Here is a 17,997-nt window from a genome sequence, read left to right on the forward strand (position 1 = left end):
GGTGGTCGCTGTACTTGTCGCCAATGGCAAAATACACACAGCCTGTCAGCCTGATTTTCATCAGGCTCATTCCCGCACATAACCTGAAGTCGCTGCCGGTTGCTTGTCAACGAAGCGCTGGGTGGGTAGATCAGACATTCGGTCATTCCTGTGATTGGGAATGACAGAACATCACCCTCCAGACGCTGCTCGGTGGTGAATATATACGGTGCAGGGTCGTTAGCACCCCAACTGATAGGCTCGCGGTAATCACCTACCGCACCCGCAATGACCAAATGCGATTTCCTGTGCCGGACCGATTCCCGGTCAGCTGGGCCGGCAGCTCAGAACAACCGGTTTTACACAGGAAACGGATTTCGTCATGCCCGAACCCATTACCCCCGCGTCAACCCTGGCCTTTCGCCAATTACCCGCCCAGGCCGTACATGCGCGTTTCGCCACCCGCCCAGCCTTGTATTCAGTGCTGTTGAACGCCCTGCGCGAGCGTATTCTGGAACGCTACCCGTCGTTGAAGCTGGACTGGCAGACGGTCAAACTGGCAAGCCCTCAGCCATCCGGCGGTTACGCCTATCCTGCATTGATGGAAGTGGCTATCGCCCATGTGCTGAACCCGCGGACGCTTGACCTGCACTCCGTGCGCGAGCGTCCCTACTTCCTCACCCAGACGCCACCCGAAGTGATCAAGCCCGAGGGCCTGCCGGGTCTCGACATGCAAGTCATCGCACAGATCATCGACGAGCTGCCAGCCTCGCTTTATCTGTACATGCAGCATGAACTGGCCGACTACTGGAGCCAGGTTGACGAGCATGGCAACAGTCGCTGGCAGTGGCTCAGCGAGTTCCTCAACGGTCGGATGACCGCCGCGGCGGCGGGTCCTTCAACCCTGACCGACACGCAGCGTGACATGTTGGCGGTGGTCGCCGCCTGGCCGGCACAACGTGAGCGCCTGCCCCGCTCCTCACCGGCCACCTATGTGTATTTCATAGAAACCACGCTCGCCGACGCCGGCGAAACCGTGCGCGTACTCACCCCAGATCTGCTGCTGGTACGTGAAAAACAGCTGCTGCTGTACAGCGTGGCCGGCAAGATCGACGCGTTCGACTCACTGGCGGCGTTCAGCCAGGCCTGGGGCGCGAAGATGCAGGAGCAGTTCCGATGCGACAGCCTGACCTGGCGGCGCAACGAGCCGGTCGCCAATGTGTTTGAGCAACAGGCGGGGCTGATCCTCAATACACACCTGGAAGACCTGGAGACCCTGTCTTTCCAGGGTCAAGACGAAAAAACCCTTGAGCAGCACCTGGAGAAGATCACCGATCCGGCACGCTGTTTCACCGACGTCCCGATCGCCGCCGCCGAACGGCTCGATGCCGTGAGCCAGCGACTGCCGGCATGGCTCGCACAAGCCAGCAGCGCTGATCGATTTGCCTACCACCGCCATCTGCAGGACATGGCGCAGGTGCTGCAAAAAAACCAGGGCCGCGCGTTCAACGAAGGCGTTGAAAACATCCACACGTTCAGCCGGGCCGCGCTACGCAAGCAGATGCAGGCTGATCACGGCGACGTCGACCCTGATACCGTGCTGTTGGATTTCACCGTGGCCGCCGGTTATCCAGGGGGAGCCGGAATTGTCGAGCATGTGCGCATGTCGCTGACGGAACTGGCTCTGAAGAACCTCGCTGGCAAGCCCTCTGGCACGCTGAAGCTATCCTCCAGCACGACAACACCGTTGCCAGGCTGGTTGAACGAAGATTACCTGTTGGGCAGCAGCGGCCTGATCCGGCGCGTTGATATTGGCACTACCTACCCTGACGCTCTCAAAGAGCTGTTGTTATCCGACACCGCCGATGCCCAGCGCAGGGAGTCGCTGTTTACTCGTGAACTCAAGGTTCATCTGCCGATGCAGGCACTGGAATACAAGATCCGCCAGCAACACGGCATGACCGTCACCGGTTATCGGTACGTCAAGGCGCTGATGGCGCAAATGCCTGCCGACAGGATCGTTGACGGCCAGGAGATCGTCTTGCGCCCGCTGGCCCTGTGCCGCAAGACCGGGGCTGCGCCGGATCAAGCCAGCAATATTTTCATCATCGAGCCACGCGATATCAGTGCGGGCCCACATTTGCTGTATCGACCTTTGTATGCCGACGCCCTGCATCAATACCCCAGCCGCCAGGCGCTGTTGCAGGCCATTGCCCAGCCAGGCGAGTTGCAAAACAGCGTGCTGGACTGGTTATCGGAGAAAGCCCGCCCCATCTATGCCCACGGCGGTATCAAGGAACCGCACATCATTCGTTTCCTGCCCGGCGATGAATACAGCCTGGCCGAGAAACCCGCCCCGGCGACCCTGGCGGTTGATGAGGGTGCCGGTGAATGGCTGCAATCGCAGGTCAACGGCCAACTGCTTAATCATCTGTTCGGCAGTACAGCGCGGGCGCTGGTCGATTTGGCGGACCGTGAATCAGTCTCCAACACCGAAAGCCGCTGGGCCGTCTTGATGGAAGGTGCGTGGTTGCTGTTCAACACCTTGTTGCTGCCGCTGGTACGCGGCCCAGCCATGTTGGCGGGCTGGTTCCTGGTGCTGGTCGCCAGCCTGGAGCAGGATCTGGCGGGGTTGGACAGCACGGACCCGATTACGCGTGAATCGGCATTGATCGATCTGCTGCTCAATACCGCCATGGTGTTGCTGCATGGCGCATCCGCGTCTGGCACGCCGTTACTGGAAGCTGATACAGAGGCCCGTGGTTTGCGACTGGCAGCCTGGCGCCGTGCGCCGGGCATGCCGGAACCGGAACAACTGCCAGCGATACGCGAGGGCGTGGTGTCGCTGCCCGGTGAGCCGCCGGCGACGGGTGATACGGTGCTGGACTTCAGCCGGTCCCTGGCCAGCCCTCAAGCCAGTGAACGGCTCAGAGCGATGCTCGATATTCAGGTGCCCTGGCCCTCGTCACTGCCGGCCCCGCAAGCGAGCGGTGCACTCAAGGGCCTCTACCGCATTGACGGCGTCTGGCACGCCAGCCTTGGCGGGCTGCTGTTCCAAGTCAGCGTGACACCGGGGTTCGGCGAGGTCTACCTGGTGCACCCCAAACATCCTCAACATCCAGGCTTCAGGCTGATAAGCGACGGCCAAGGACATTGGCGCCTTGACCGCCACGCGAGGCTCAACGGCGGCATGCCCCGTGACCGATTGAGTACCTGGCAAAAGGAACGTGCCGAACGCCTGCGGACTCTGAATTCAGAGCTCACTGCGCTCAACGCCACGATGTTTTCCTTGATGGGTGCCTCTTTTACCTCTGAAAGAGCCCTGACGATCGCCCGTACCAATCTGGTCGAACAGAGTAAGAACCTGCGCAAGGATTGGTTGCTGCTGGCCAGTTCCAAGAGCATTCCGAAACTGCACGCCGAAGTGGTCAAGCGTCATGAGCAACGCCGCATTGCAACCGCACAGGCCAGGATCCAGTGGGATATTGCCCTGGACAACCAGCGCCGACACGGGCTACCCGTTGTCGAACTGATGAAAAAAATCCAGGCCAAGGCCAACGAGCTGATGAGCCTGGATAGGACTGACCCGGCCCACGAGCGCGCGCGGGACAGGGCCATCAAAACCCTTTACAGCTTCTGGGGCGGGCTTTATGAGTCTCTCTCCCAACGAATGTCAGACACCCTTGAGACCGAGCGCGGCGAAAGTTATGACGAGCTGAATGCGCGTACTAAGCAGGAGTTGCCCAATGACATCACCGACGCCTACGACGACTACATCAACCTGCAGAAACGCCAGGTCCAGGCGCTCGAACACATGATCGAGCCCGCAGAAAAAATCGAGACGCTGCTCAAGGAAGCTACCCCGGCAACACGTCAGTTTTTACTGCAAGACAGACCCACCGATCAAAACATCCACTCAGTGATCATCAAGCAACATGCGCTGCTGGTGTTTATCGACTTGGTATTAAACCGTGCGCACGGCTCAAGGGAGCTGGCGGAGTATCCTTTCGTCAGTGAACTGACCGACCCACGCACGGCAACCAGCCTGTCGGCGCATACGGAAATGATGACGACCAGCGGCTACTCGACCCTAGAGCAGATCGATGTACTCAAGAGTGTCCTGGAGCGCTATGAGCAATTGGAAAACGCCGTCAACTCATTGACTGAAATGGGTTCAGGGTTTATTCGCGAAGAATACCGCGAGCCCTTCCTGCAACATCTGGCCCAAGCCCGCACCAGCCTTGAAACCCAACTGGCCCATTCGATTCTGGTCGAGGAGGGTTTTGCCCCTGTCACGCCCCCCGACAGCGCCACGCGACTCAAAGCCTCGAGTCGCAGAGTCATCACCACCCGCGACAGGAGGACCCTGGTAGGAGACTTGCGTGTCGGCCAGCCGGATGCGCCAGGCAATTTCGTCGATATCAAAGACCCGCTGACCGGCAAGACGCTCGCCACCTACCTTGAACACGCCAGTGAGGGGTTCTGGAATGTCGTAGAGCCAGCCCGCGCCGCACCGCCTGCTGAGGTGGCGCTTAAGCGCCCACTGAGGGCAATAGAGGCACAGGCACAAACGGTCAAAGACGAGCGCGCGGGAATTGATCGCAGTATTCATTTTCAACAACGCAAACTCAACGACCCCAGCCGACTGGAAAGCCTGGCCCCCCATGAATGGGATGTCATGCTGACGCAACATGCGCAAAAATTCACAACCCTGGCTGAAGAACTCAAGCGCGACCATGCCACAGACGCCCGTGCCACCGAGCTGATCGACCGTTACCAGGAAGAGGCCGCCGCCGCCACCCGGCAAGCACGCGAGGCATGCAGCCTCGGTTACAAGTTGCAGCGCCCCAGGGCAGCCCATGTGGCCTATTTATGGCGACACGGTTTTGTCGACATCAACCTGGTCCGCAGCCGTGTCCCGTTAAAAGCGGGGGACTACCTGACCGAGTATGCGATACGCGATAAAAGCAAAATCAGGGAAGGCAAACAAGGTGAGGACGCCGTGCTGTGGTACGCCCACTTCCACTACGCGACGGCCGACAAGCCGCCTGCCAGCCCTGACTTCGGGCATCTGAAAACCAAAGCTGAACGGCTGTATACCCGCAAGGACCTGATTGAGCGGGCACGTGCCGACAACCGGGCCGTGGTCAACCTGGAGAAAGCCGAGATCAAGCCGCCGCTGGACCAACAGCTATTCCTGGGTCTGGAGGTGCTCAGCCCAAGATAAGCCGTAACCGATTGTCTATGCTCTGTACGATGACCCCGTTGACGAGGGCTGTATGGACGACCCAATCGATAACAAGCCGCCGACCTTCTGGCAGATGCTGCACAGCGTGATGGCGGCGGCTTTTGGTGTGCAAAGCGGCAAGAACCGCGCCCGCGATTTTACCCACGGCAAGCCTAGCCACTTTGTAATGCTGGGCATCCTGTTTACGGTGGTGTTTGCCTTGACCTTATTTGGCATCGTCAAATTGGTGCTGCACCTGGCCGGGGTTTAACGCAGCAGTAGTTGCAAGCTGAACGGGTAACGGTAGGACGGGGGCTTGCCCACCGCCGACAGTGCGCGAAATTCCACCGACCGCATGGGCCCCATCAGGCGCCGTGCCTGGGCAACATCGATCAATTGGAACAAGGCCTCTTGGCGGTTGCGACCGCCAAGGGCGCCGATATCGACACCCTTGGCCTCATCATGGATCAACACCATTGCCCAGCCGCCCAGGGTGAAGTGCCCCGCCACCAGCGTACTCAGCCGCCCGTCCAGGCGTGCTGCAAGGATCTGCGGCGAACTGTTGACCGCACTGAACAACACATCCTTGCCCGGTACCCGACCGCTGTCTTGCAGGGCCTGCATGGCGCCCAATGCCATCTCATCATTGGCCGACCACACCAGGGCCGATTGTGGATAGCGCTTGAGCATCTGCGTGGCTTGTTCGTAGGCGCGCAGGCGGTTCCATTCACCGTAGACCAACTGGCGCAGGCGCACTTGCGGATGTTCGGCCAGGGCGCGGCGCAGGCCCTGTTCACGCAACTGCGCCGCCGGTGTGGTCTTGGCACCGGAAAATGCCAGCAGGTCCAGCGTTGCGCCAGAAGCGATCGGCCCGTGTTGGCGCAACAAGTCGGTCAACATCAGGTAGCCGGCCTGCTCGTCGTCCGCGACCATGCTGCCGATCAACCGGGTGTCTTGGTAGGCGTCCAAGAGCTGCGTCTGGTCGGGCGTCAGGGCGTTGTTGACGATCAGTAATTTCACCCCGCTGCCCTGGGCCATGCGCATGATTTGCGGGGCAACGTATTGCTCATTCACCAGCACCAGGTAATCAGGTCGTTCAGTGCCCAGCAATGCCTCTCGCGCATGGGCCAGGGTGACTTGGTTGTCACGCTCGGAATAGCGCACACGCAAATCCAGGCCGAGGTCCTTGGCGCCGGCCTGCATGAATTGCGCATAACTGACCCAGAAGGTTTCCGAAGACCGGCCAGGGTTGAGAAACACCACCGACGCAGCCTGGGCGATTGCCCCGTACGCCGACCCCAGCAACCACACACACGCCATCAGAACCTTCAACATGGTTGTCTGAACCTTGAACATAGAGCGCCATGATAGTGGCAATTAGATATTCAATCGAGGTTCAATCAACCCGCTGCTTTACTGGTGGCTAACCCAGAACACGGCGGTTCCCACCACCAGGATGATCAAAAATAAAATGGCCCAGGCATCCACGGTACTGTCGGGTTTACGGGCTTTGGTGGAATTGCTCATCGCATCGCCTCTTGTCGGTTTTATAGGTGACTGCACTAAGACTCGATCACAGTAAAGACCAGAGTTTTCCCTATGACAAATGTGGGTATGGCGATAACGGTTCTCATTAGTCAGTTTGGTTATTTACATATACCCAAACATCACTTTTGCGCATATACGCAAACTGGTATCGTGCGCCGGCTCCGTTGGGAGTGCGCGGCCGTGCGCGCAGATTTGCCGAGAACAGGACCTATATGTACGTATACGACGAATACGATCAGCGCATCATCGAGGACCGCGTCAAGCAGTTCCGTGATCAGACCCGACGCTACTTAGCAGGTGAACTGAGCGAAGAAGAGTTCCGCCCTCTGCGCCTGCAAAATGGCCTTTATGTGCAGCGCTTTGCGCCGATGCTGAGGGTGGCCGTGCCCTATGGCCAACTGACGTCGCGCCAGACGCGAATGATGGCCAAGATCGCCCGCGACTTCGACAAAGGCTACGCCCACATCAGCACCCGCCAGAACGTGCAGTTCAACTGGCCGGCCCTGGAAGATGTGCCGGACATCCTGGCTGAACTGGCTACCGTGCAGATGCACGCCATTCAGACCAGCGGTAACTGCCTGCGCAACGTGACCACCGACCAATTTGCCGGCGTCGCTGCCGACGAGTTGATCGACCCGCGGCCGTGGTGTGAAATCGTGCGTCAGTGGACCACCTTCCACCCCGAATTCGCCTACCTGCCGCGCAAGTTCAAGATCGCCATCAATGGCTCGACCTCGGACCGTGCCGCCATCGAAGTGCACGACATCGGCCTGGAGCCTGTGTACAACGCCGCCGGCGAGCTGGGTTTTCGCGTATTGGTCGGCGGTGGCCTGGGCCGTACCCCGGTGGTCGGCGCCTTTATCAACGAGTTCCTGCCGTGGCAGGACCTGCTGAGCTACCTCGACGCCATCCTGCGGGTTTACAACCGCTATGGCCGTCGCGACAACAAGTACAAGGCCCGGATCAAGATCCTGGTCAAGGCGTTGACCCCTGAGGTGTTTGCCCAGAAAGTCGATGCCGAAATGGAACACCTGCGCGGCGGCCAGACCACCCTGACCGAAGCCGAAGTGCACCGCGTCGCCAAGCACTTCGTCGACCCGGAGTACCAGGCCCTGAGCAATCAGGACGCCGAGCTGACCGCACTCGACCAGCAACACCCAGGTTTCGCCCGCTGGCGCACGCGCAATACCCTGGCGCACAAGAAGCCCGGCTACGTGGCAGTGACCCTGTCGCTCAAGCCCACCGGTGTTGCCCCTGGCGATATCACCGACAAGCAGCTGGATGCCGTCGCCGACCTGGCCGAGCGCTACAGCTTTGGCCAACTGCGCACCTCCCACGAGCAGAACATCATTCTTGCGGACGTTGAACAAAGCCAATTGTTCACCCTGTGGGGCGAACTGCGCGAAGGCGGCTTTGCTACGCCGAACATCGGCCTGCTGACCGATATCATCTGCTGCCCGGGCGGCGACTTCTGCTCCCTGGCCAACGCCAAGTCGATCCCGATTGCCGAGTCGATCCAACGCCGTTTCGACGACCTGGATTACCTGTTCGACATCGGCGAGCTGGACCTGAACATCTCCGGTTGCATGAACGCCTGTGGTCACCACCACGTCGGCCACATCGGCATCCTGGGCGTGGACAAGAAAGGCGAAGAATTCTACCAAGTGTCCCTGGGTGGCAGCGCCAGCCGCGATGCGAGCCTGGGCAAGATCCTCGGCCCATCCTTCGCCCAGGAAGCCATGCCAGAGGTGATCGGCAAGCTGATCGACGTTTATATCGAACAGCGTACCGAAGATGAGCGCTTCATCGACACCTACCAGCGCATCGGCATCGACCTGTTCAAGGAGCGTGTCTATGCAGCGAATCATTAAGAACAACGCAGTCGTCGACGAAACCTGGCACCTGCTGCCCAAGGACGCGAGCTTCGACGGCATCTCCAACTGCGACGACCTGATCGTGCCGCTGGCACTGTGGCGCGAGCACGGCCATGCCCTCAAGGCCCGCGATGGCGGCCTGGGCGTGTGGCTGGACGCCGATGAAGAAGCCGAAGAAATCGGTGATGACGTGCAGCATTTTCAGGTCATCGCCCTTAACTTCCCGGCCTTCACCGACGGGCGCAACTACTCCAATGCCCGCCTGCTGCGTGACCGTTATGGCTACAAGGGTGAACTGCGGGCCATTGGCGACGTGCTGCGTGACCAACTGTTCTACCTGCACCGCTGCGGGTTCGATGCCTTCGCCTTGCGCGCGGACAAAGACCCGTACGAAGCGCTGGAAAGCCTCAAGGATTTCTCGGTGACCTATCAAGCGGCCACCGATGAACCTTTGCCGCTGTTCCGCCGCCGCTGACACTCTGCAGGAGCGAGGGGAACGCCTCGCTCCTGCCGTTCCATCGCCCGTCAATCCTGTGTGATCGACTCCCGCTTGACATTAAAGTTAACTTTAAGCTTAGCCTGAGACCTCCCCTGCTCAGGAGTTAACCCATGTCACCGTTCGAATCGCTGCAACTGCCTAACGGCCAAGTCATCGCCAACCGCATCGGCAAGGCCGCGATGGAAGAGAACATGGCGGACCTGCATCAGGCACCGTCCAAAGCCTTGAAGCAGCTGTACAAGACCTGGGCCGACGGCGAACCCGGCCTGCTGCTGACCGGTAACGTGATGGTCGACCGCCGCGCCATGACCGGCCCTGGCGGTGTCGCGCTAGAAAACGAGCAACACCTGGCCAGTTTTCGTGAATGGGCCGACGTAGCCCGGGCCAAAGGTGTGCACTTCTGGGTACAGCTCAGCCATCCGGGCCGCCAGACCATGGCCAACCTCGGTCAACAAGCGTTGGCCCCCTCGGCTATTGCGCTGGATGTGGGCAGTTTTTCCAAGATGTTCGCCAAACCCAAGGCCATGACCGAAGACGACATCCAGGACGTCATCAAGCGCTTCGCCACCAGCGCCCGCCTGGCCGAGCAAGCCGGGTTCACCGGCGTACAGATCCACGGCGCCCATGGCTATTTGTTGAGTCAGTTCCTCTCGCCCTTGAGCAACCACCGTACCGACCGCTGGGGCGGCCCCTTGGAAAACCGCGCACGCCTGTTGCTGGAGGTCGTCCGTGCCGTACGTGCCAGCGTCAGCCCTTCATTTTGTGTGTCGGTAAAGCTCAATTCCGCAGACTTCCAGCGCGGCGGCTTCGATGAGACCGATGCGCGCGCAGTAGTGGAGATGCTCAATACACTGCCGATCGATTTGCTTGAGTTGTCCGGCGGCAGCTATGAAGCGCCGGCCATGCAAGGTGAGGCGCGGGACGGCCGCACCTTGGCCCGTGAAGCCTACTTTTTGGATTTCGCCACACAAATGGCGAGCATCGCCACCATGCCACTGATGGTGACCGGAGGTATTCGCCGCTTGCCGGTGGTCCAGCAAGTATTGGACAGCGGCATCGCCATGGCCGGCATCGCCACCGCCCTGACCCTGGAGCCGCAACTGATCAAACAGTGGCGTGAAGGTCGCGACCTCAACCCACAACTGCGGCCCATGGAATGGAAGCGCAAACCCCTGGCCGCCCTCGCCACCCTCGCCGTGGTGCGCGACCAGATGCGCCGTCTGAGCCGCGGCCGCCTGCCCAACCCCAACGTTGCGCCCTGGCTGGCACTGGCGTGTGACCAGTGGTTTATCGCGCGGCGTACGCGGCAATACCGCGCAAGCATGACGCAATCTTCACATTAAAGGCGGAGCATTCGCCGTGATTGAACTGTCCCCTACTGATCAGCAGTTTTTCAACCTCACTGACGATTGGAGTTCCTCATGGCGAAAATCAACCTGGCCCAGCAGTTGGCGTCCACCCTGGAACAAGCGGGTATCAAGCGTATCTGGGGGCTCACCGGCGACAGCCTCAATGGCCTGACCGACGCCCTGCGCAGCATGGACAGCATCGAGTGGATGCATGTGCGCCACGAGGAGGTCGCCGCCTTCGCTGCCGGTGCCGAAGCGGCGGCCACCGGCGAGTTGACGGTGTGCGCCGGCAGTTGCGGGCCGGGCAACCTGCATTTGATCAATGGTTTATTCGATTGCCATCGCAACCATGTGCCGGTGCTGGCGATTGCCGCGCAAATTCCATCTTCGGAGGTTGGCCTGAATTATTTTCAGGAAACCCATCCCCAGGAACTGTTCAAGGAATGCAGCCACTTTATCGAGCTGGTGAGCAACCCCGAGCAGATGCCTCAGGTGCTGCACCGTGCCATGCGTTCGGCGATCCTCAACCGAGGCGTGGCGGTGGTGGTGATTCCGGGAGATGTATCGCTGCTGGAGGTGGAAGATAAGCTCAAGCCGTGGCCGGCCTTGCACGCACCGCGCACCCTGCCGGTTGAGCAGGACTTGCAGCGCCTCACCGACATGCTCCAGAGCAGCGAGAAAGTCACTCTGCTGTGTGGCAGCGGCTGTGCCGGTGCCCACGATCAAGTGGTGGCGCTGGCCGACGCCCTCGGCGCGCCGGTGGTGCACGCACTGAGGGGCAAGGAGCATGTGGAGTGGGATAACCCGTTCGACGTCGGCATGACCGGCCTGATCGGTTTCAGCTCCGGCTACCACGCCATGCTCGATTGCGACACCTTGGTCATGCTCGGCACCGACTTCCCTTATCGCCAGTTCTACCCGACCGACGCCAGGATCATCCAGGTGGACCGCAACCCCCAAGCCCTGGGGCGTCGTGCGACCCTGGATCTGGGCATCGCCGCCGACGTCAGTGAAACCATCGCCGCGCTGTTGCCGCGCCTGACCCGCAAGACCGATCGCAGCTTCCTCGAGACCTCCCTCAAGCACTACGAAAAGGCCCGCCAAGGCCTGGATGACCTGGCGCAACCGTCCAAGGCCGGCCGGCCAATCCATCCCCAGTATGTGGCGCGCTTGCTCAGCGAACTGGCCGATGATGATGCGATCTTTACCGCCGATGTCGGCTCACCCACCGTGTGGGCAGCGCGTTATCTGAAGATGAACGGCAAGCGCCGGCTGATCGGCTCGTTCAACCATGGCTCGATGGCCAACGCCATGCCTCAGGCTATCGGCGCCCAGGCGGCGTTCCCTGGACGGCAGGTGATCTCGATGTCTGGGGACGGTGGTTTCACCATGTTGATGGGGGACTTCATTTCCCTGGCGCAACTGCAATTGCCGGTCAAACTCGTGGTGTTCAACAATTCGTCCCTGGGCTTCGTCGCCATGGAGATGAAGGCTGCGGGTTACCTGGACACCGGCACCGAGCTGAAAAACCCGGACTTCGCGGCCATGTCCAATGCCATGGGCATTTTGGGCATACGTGTGGAGCAATCCGAAGACCTGGAGCCGGCACTGCGCCGAGCCCTGGCCCACGATGGCCCGGTGTTGGTGGATGTGGTGACCGCGACACAGGAACTGGTGATGCCGCCGAGCATCAAGCTGGAACAGGCCAAGGGGTTCAGCCTGTACATGCTCAAGGCGGTGATGAGCGGGCGTGGCGATGAGGTTATCGAACTGGCACGCACCAACTGGTTGCGATAACCCCATTGTGGGAGCGGGCTTGCTCGCGAAGGCGGTGTATCAGCCGATGATGTCTCTGCTGAACCACCGCCTTCGCGAGCAAGCCCGCTCCCACATTTGAGCGCATTGCCAAATCAATCCTTCTGTTTTTCTACCCACTTACCGTAGGCATCGATGAATGCCTGCAGGAACGGCTTGGTCTTTTCCGACACCTTCCCCGCCTCATCGAACACACTGCCTGCCCCGCCCAGATAGGCTTCCGGCTGTTGCATGCACCACACATCCAGGAACACCAGGGACTGGCGCAAATGGTGGTTGGCGCCAAAACCGCCAATGGCACCCGGCGACACGCTGATGATCGCCCCGGGCTTGCCACTCCAGGCGCTTTGCCCGTATGGGCGCGAGCCCACGTCAATGGCATTTTTCAAGGCCGCCGGCACGGAGCGGTTGTATTCGGGGGTGACGAACAGCACCGCGTCGGATGAACTCACTTGTTTGCGGAAAGTACTGTAGGCTGCGGGCGGTGTTGCACCGTCGATGTCCTCGTTGTAGAGCGGCAAGTCGCCGATTTCAACAATGTTCAACTTGAGATTGGCGGGGGCCAGTTCGGCCAGGGCCAGGGCGACCTTGCGGTTGATCGACTCTTTTCTCAAGCTGCCCACCAGGACGGCAATCGTGTAGACCTTGCTCATTGAGGTTTCCCGACTTCTGAATAAAGGAGCTTGTAGTTATAGAGGCTTCGCGACGCGTTCACCAGAGGGTTGTGCGGATTCCCTCGACGTTTTCCTTGCAAGCACTTGCGTAGGAAGCGTCTGAAAATATCAGCGAATAGTATTTTTTTCTTATAGGTAAACTACCCCGCTCCCTGACGGTCTACAGAACCGCAAATCGAGTGTTTATCTCCAGAGGTTCTAAACAGATGGCTGCAGTACTTGTTGGACAGTTTCATGCCAGAGACGCGGAAGGCCGCGTGTATTCGGTGCATGAGTTTCAGGAATCCAACCCGGCGCAAGGCGACCTGGCCGGATCGACGCCCACCACGACCTACAAGCTGGCCATTGGCGACCGTGTAGAAAAGCTGGAAGGTGATGAATTCAAACTGATCCAGTCGGGCACCATTCTCGTGCGCGAGTCCGAAACCACTCTGGCATCGTAAGCGCTTGCCTTGTTCACCTGCTCAGTCCTGGGGGCTGGGCTGGGGAAGCTCATGGGCGGCGGATCTGCGTCATCTCTATGCCCTGTTCGTCTTGCTTGAGCGTCACCAGCACCTGGCCGTGCTCCCCTTGCACGGTAAACATCGAGCGCTTGTAACCTGCTGCGTTGTACGCGGGGTAAGCCTCCACCTCCCTGATCAAGCTGATCCCCACGACTGCGCCCACCTGCTCGCCCACCTGTTGCTGGGAGCGAATAAAGGCTTCCAGTGCGAGATTGTCCGGCGTCGGTTCATCCTGATGATTGAAGAAGTAAGCCGCCAGGCCTCCCACGGTCACCAGGACCACGAGTTGCTTGGCCGTTACCCCGAAGAAAGTCGAGGGTAGAGGCATATGAGACCAGACCTGTTTTTTATTTTAAGTACCGGCAAACCGGCAGGGGTCGTTGCTGATCAGACCCGCCATTCTAATGGGGTCCTGGCTGAGCGCCATAGGCCGGGACGACCCCGGCAGTCTTTTTTGCGCACGAAGGCCTGCGCCATTGAATCCCCTGCGCACTGCACATAGACTCCGGCCATGCGTTTACGTCATATCGAAGTGATTCAGGCCATCTTGCAGACCGGCCACCTCGGCACCGCCGCCGAGTGGTTGCAACTCCCCGTGGGCGATGTAGACGCCACCCTCAAGGATGCCGAGCAGCAACTGGGCTTCATGCTGTTCGCCAGCGTGCGCGGGCGCTTGCAGGCCACGCGGGAAACCCTGGAGTTGCAGGCACAAATCACAACTCTGTATGAAGCCCTGGAGCCGTTGCAACGCCTTGCCAGCCGCTTGAAACACCATCATGCTCCGCCCCTGCGCGCCCTCTGCACACCGCCGTTGGCCAACCAACTGTTGCCGCAGAGCATTGCCGCGCTGCGTCGACGCTTCCAGGACATGCCGTGCAACCTGTCGAGCCGGCCAGTTGGCCAGATCATCAACAGCCTGCTGTTGCATGAAGCCGATGTGGGCCTGAGCCTGCATGACCCAGAACACCCCCATATCCAGAGCACGGTGCTGGGCCAAGGCAAATTGCAGTTGCTGGCCCCCCATGGCTGGCTCAAGCCCAAGCAAAAATACATTGCGCTGCAGGAGTTGGCCGGCCAGTCGTTGATCGGCCTTGAAGGCCATGATCCGCTCAGCCGTTTGCTGGACGCCAAGCTGCATGCCCTACGGCCGGTGCCCGTGGTGCAGACGCGCGTACAAACCTACCCGATGATGCGCGGCCTGGTGGAAGCCGGAGAAGGCCTGGCGATTGTCGACCCGTTCACCGCCTTGGGTGCACGCGAGTCCGGGCTTGATGCGTGCCCGGTTTCACCACCGATAGTGGTCAGCCTGTATGCGTTGACCTTGAAAGACGCTGCGCCCTCCCCGGCATTGAATGCGCTGCTGGAGATCGTCATCCAGAAAGCCGAAAGCCTGCTTGGCAACGACACCAAGCCCCTGTAGGAGGTCAGACCGCCTCCACTTGCGCCTTGAACAACCGATACCAGAAAATCGCGACCTCGCGGGTTTGCGGGTCAATCCCGCGATAACGCAGTTGATCGATGCCGCCCATTACATAGCCACAACGCTCATACAGGCGACAGGCGCCGAGGTTGTTGTTCTGGGTCTCAAGCATCATGCCCGGCAGGTTCTTCTTGCGAGCCCAGAACTGCGCCACGTCCAACAACGACTTGGCCACGCCATGTCGACGCGCCGGTAACGCCACAGCCAACTCGTCAACATGGGCGAAACCGTTCCAGTTGGTGCTGACCACGATATGCCCCACTGCGCGGTCATCCAGGTACGCCATGAAGATCGAGCTGTCGGCGGCATCACGAAAACTGGCGAATTCTTCCGGGTCGATGCCATAGCACTTGCGGTACGGCAGCACTTTTTCCACCGGCCATTGGTCGACGCGCTGGCCCATTTGCGGCACCCCATAGGCGCTGACTTCAAAGCTGAAATCGTTGCCCCACACATAGGCGTCAAAACCTTCGTCGGCGACTCGTACACTGAGCCCTGGATACTTCGGGTTCATCACAGCTTGCATAAACTTCCTTAACCCTTGATGCAATCGACGGTGTAACGACGGCCACTGCCGTCATCTTCGTGTTGCAGCCCATGCACATCCGCGACAAAACCGGGGAAACTGCTATCGAACGTGCGGGCAAATGCCAGGTAATCGATGATTGAACGGGTTGACTCGGTGAAGCGTTCGCCGGGCATGATCAGTGGTATGCCCGGCGGGTATGGCACCAGCATCACGGCGGCGATGCGTCCGGCCAAGGCATCGATGCAGACCGCCTCCACCTCGCCCCTGACCAGTTGGTCGTAGGCATCGGCGGGTTTCATCGCGATTTGCGGTAATACCGTATACATACGTTTGAGGTGCCTGGCCGTGGCATTGCTACGGTAACAGCTGTGCAACTGGTCGCAAAGGTCGCGCAGCCCCAGGCCTTGATAACGCGCCGGGCCTTGGGCATACACCGACGGCAAGCAACTGGCCAGGCTGACATTGGCATCGTAGCTACGCTTGAACTCCAGCAACTCAGTGAGCAAGGTGCTCCATTTGCCTTTGGTAATGCCCATGGAAAACAGCACGAGGAACGAATACAGCCCAGTCTTCTCCACTACCAGACCGCGCTCCCAGAGGAACTTGCTGACCACTGCGGCGGGAATCCCGCAATCGCTCAAGGCCCCTCCGGCGTTGAGGCCAGGCATCACCAGCGTGACTTTGATCGGGTCCAGCAATACGTAGTCTTCGACCACGTCGCTAAAGCCATGCCATTCATCCCCAGGGTGCAACAGCCAATCCGCCGTGGCGACCCGGTCGATGCCCGCGACCGAGGGTGGCTGCCAGATGGAGAACCACCAGTCTTGGGCCGCTATATGCTGGCGCAAGTTGGCCAGGGCACGACGAAAACTCAAGGCCTCGTCGAACATTTCCTGAAGCAGCGAGCGTCCGGCCGGACCCTCCATCATTGCCGAGGCCACATCCAGCGACGCGATGATGCTGTATTGCGGCGAGGTGGAGATATGCATCATGAAGGCTTCATTGAAGCGGTCACGGTCCAGTTGCCGTGCGCCGCCGTCCTGCACGTGGATCATCGACGCCTGGCTGAATGCCGCCAGCAACTTATGCGTACTGTGGGTGGTGAACACCAAGGGGCTGTCCGGCGTGCGCGAGGTGCCCATGCCATAGCGCCCGGCGAAGAACTCGTGAAAGGCAGCATAGGCATACCAGGCCTCATCAAAGTGCAGCACCTCGACACTGTTGCCCAGTTGCTGCTTGATCAGTTCAGCGTTGTAACACAGGCCGTCATAGGTGGAGTTGGTCACCACCGCCAATTTCACTTTCGGTGGTCGCCCACGGGTCAAGGGGCTGGCGTTGATCTTGGCGCGGATCGACTCTGGGCTGAATTCGCTCAGGGGGATAGGGCCGATGATCCCGAGCTCGTTGCGCTCCGGGCACAGGTACAGCGGGATCGCGCCGGTCATGATGATCGAATGCAACACCGACTTGTGGCAATTGCGGTCCACCAGCACCAGGTCATCGCGCCCCACCATGGAATGCCAGACGATCTTGTTGGCGGTGGACGTGCCGTTGATCACGAAGAACGTATGGTCGGCGCCAAAGTTGCGCGCGGCGCGGGCCTCGGCTTCGGCCAAAGGCCCGGTGTGATCGAGCAGCGAGCCCAGTTCGGGCACCGACACCGACAAGTCAGAGCGCAGGGTGTTTTCCCCAAAGAACTGATGAAAGGCCTGCCCCACCGGGCTTTTGCGATAGGCCACGCCACCGCCATGACCGGGGGTGTGCCAGGAATAATTGGAGTCGGCGGTGTGTTGCACCAGCGCCTTGAAGAACGGCGGCAACAGGCCATCCAGGTACGTGCGTGCGGCGCGGGCGACTTGGCGCGCCAGAAACGGCACGGTGTCTTCGAACAGATAAAGGATGCCGCGCAGTTGGTTGAGCTCGCTCATGGCATCGGCGGGCGCGTTTTCCAGCGTGACTTGCTCGCCCAGCGCAAAGATCGGCAGGTTGGGTGCGCGCAGGCGCGCCAAGCGAATCAACTCCACCATGTTCTGCAACAGATGGGTGTTTTCCCCGGCGCCTTCGGCGGCAATCAGCATGCAGGCCAGGCCGTGATGGGTAGCGGCCACTAGCCGCCCCTCGGCGTAGTCCACCGCAGAAAAAATACTGAAGCCCTCCTGTTCCAACTCCCTGGCGATGCCTCGAACCCGGTCACCGGCAACGGTGTCGGCCTTGATGTCACGGTGCACGATCAGAACGGGGAACTTCAGGTCCTTGTACATGAGCACTCTTACTCCGGAGGCTTTGCACAAAGGGTAGAAGCTGGAAGCAGATGTGGCGAATGAAGATTTCACAGGTGGTCGAGAGGTATCTACATAAGTCGCGAGGGAGCTTGCTCCCGTGACGGCCCGCCTGCCGGGCCATACCTGCCTCACACCCGCGATCAAACTGTGGGAGCTGGCTTGCTCGCGAATGCGGCCTGCCAGCCGACACTTATCTACCTGAGGCTCCGCAATCCAAATGTGGGTGGGCTGGGCCGGC

The 17,997-nt window shown here is 60.1% G+C and carries 13 protein-coding genes; 8 read left to right on the forward strand and 5 right to left on the reverse strand.

Annotated features, from left to right (window positions below):
- Positions 1 to 361: 361 nt before the first annotated feature.
- Positions 362 to 5,206 (forward strand): dermonecrotic toxin domain-containing protein, encoded by a 4,845-nt coding sequence (locus tag JMV15_RS09530; protein ID WP_038449968.1) that lies wholly within the window; start codon positions 362 to 364, stop codon positions 5,204 to 5,206.
- A gap of 52 nt (positions 5,207 to 5,258) precedes the next feature.
- Positions 5,259 to 5,477 (forward strand): DUF2970 domain-containing protein, encoded by a 219-nt coding sequence (locus JMV15_RS09535; RefSeq protein ID WP_019820265.1) that lies wholly within the window; start codon positions 5,259 to 5,261, stop codon positions 5,475 to 5,477.
- On the opposite strand, the gene JMV15_RS09540 is transcribed toward JMV15_RS09535, so the two are convergent.
- The gene (locus JMV15_RS09540; RefSeq protein ID WP_038452135.1) at positions 5,474 to 6,541 is read right to left on the reverse strand and encodes an ABC transporter substrate-binding protein; all 1,068 of its coding nucleotides are present in this window, start codon (positions 6,539 to 6,541) and stop codon (positions 5,474 to 5,476) included. The two genes, JMV15_RS09535 and JMV15_RS09540, sit on opposite strands and share 4 nt — an antisense overlap.
- A 425-nt stretch (positions 6,542 to 6,966) precedes the next feature.
- Here JMV15_RS09540 and JMV15_RS09545 point away from each other — a divergent pair, with 425 nt between their 5' ends.
- The 4 genes from JMV15_RS09545 (at position 6,967) to poxB (ending at position 12,273) form a co-directional block, all read left to right on the forward strand.
- Positions 6,967 to 8,625 carry a nitrite/sulfite reductase gene (locus JMV15_RS09545; RefSeq protein ID WP_014718267.1) on the forward strand — a complete coding sequence of 553 codons (1,659 nt, stop codon included), beginning with the start codon at positions 6,967 to 6,969 and terminating at the stop codon, positions 8,623 to 8,625.
- Positions 8,609 to 9,103, forward strand: a complete 495-nt coding sequence (locus tag JMV15_RS09550; RefSeq protein ID WP_003190711.1) for a DUF934 domain-containing protein — start codon at positions 8,609 to 8,611, stop codon at positions 9,101 to 9,103. Before JMV15_RS09545 ends, JMV15_RS09550 begins: the two co-directional genes overlap by 17 nt.
- 134 nt (positions 9,104 to 9,237) lie before the next feature.
- Positions 9,238 to 10,470 (forward strand): NADH:flavin oxidoreductase/NADH oxidase family protein, encoded by a 1,233-nt coding sequence (locus tag JMV15_RS09555; protein WP_038449965.1) that lies wholly within the window; start codon positions 9,238 to 9,240, stop codon positions 10,468 to 10,470.
- 78 nt (positions 10,471 to 10,548) lie between these two features.
- Positions 10,549 to 12,273, forward strand: coding sequence for a ubiquinone-dependent pyruvate dehydrogenase (poxB, locus tag JMV15_RS09560; RefSeq protein ID WP_032903540.1), 1,725 nt, complete (start codon positions 10,549 to 10,551; stop codon positions 12,271 to 12,273).
- A gap of 113 nt (positions 12,274 to 12,386) precedes the next feature.
- Here poxB and JMV15_RS09565 read toward each other — a convergent pair whose 3' ends face one another.
- Positions 12,387 to 12,944, reverse strand: a complete 558-nt coding sequence (locus JMV15_RS09565; RefSeq protein ID WP_020301562.1) for an NADPH-dependent FMN reductase — start codon at positions 12,942 to 12,944, stop codon at positions 12,387 to 12,389.
- Positions 12,945 to 13,171: 227 nt separating this feature from the next.
- Between JMV15_RS09565 and JMV15_RS09570 the strand changes: the two genes are divergently transcribed.
- On the forward strand, positions 13,172 to 13,408 hold the full coding sequence (locus JMV15_RS09570) for a hypothetical protein (protein WP_032874044.1): 237 nt from the start codon (positions 13,172 to 13,174) through the stop codon (positions 13,406 to 13,408).
- Between the two features lie 49 nt (positions 13,409 to 13,457).
- Here the strand turns inward: JMV15_RS09570 and JMV15_RS09575 are convergent, their stop codons facing one another.
- A complete protein-coding gene (locus JMV15_RS09575) occupies positions 13,458 to 13,796 on the reverse strand; it encodes a hypothetical protein (protein ID WP_020301563.1) in 339 nt (112 codons plus the stop codon).
- Between the two features lie 183 nt (positions 13,797 to 13,979).
- Here JMV15_RS09575 and JMV15_RS09580 point away from each other — a divergent pair, with 183 nt between their 5' ends.
- On the forward strand, positions 13,980 to 14,888 hold the full coding sequence (locus JMV15_RS09580) for a LysR substrate-binding domain-containing protein (protein ID WP_038449962.1): 909 nt from the start codon (positions 13,980 to 13,982) through the stop codon (positions 14,886 to 14,888).
- Positions 14,889 to 14,892: 4 nt separating this feature from the next.
- On the opposite strand, the gene JMV15_RS09585 is transcribed toward JMV15_RS09580, so the two are convergent.
- Both JMV15_RS09585 and JMV15_RS09590 read right to left on the reverse strand, forming a co-directional pair.
- The gene (locus JMV15_RS09585; RefSeq protein ID WP_032903567.1) at positions 14,893 to 15,462 is read right to left on the reverse strand and encodes a GNAT family N-acetyltransferase; all 570 of its coding nucleotides are present in this window, start codon (positions 15,460 to 15,462) and stop codon (positions 14,893 to 14,895) included.
- A 20-nt stretch (positions 15,463 to 15,482) separates the two neighbouring features.
- Positions 15,483 to 17,738 (reverse strand): Orn/Lys/Arg family decarboxylase, encoded by a 2,256-nt coding sequence (locus tag JMV15_RS09590; protein ID WP_038449961.1) that lies wholly within the window; start codon positions 17,736 to 17,738, stop codon positions 15,483 to 15,485.
- Positions 17,739 to 17,997: the final 259 nt, after the last annotated feature.

The sequence above is a fragment of the Pseudomonas paracarnis genome (assembly GCF_904063055.1).
GTDB lineage: Bacteria > Pseudomonadota > Gammaproteobacteria > Pseudomonadales > Pseudomonadaceae > Aquipseudomonas > Aquipseudomonas paracarnis.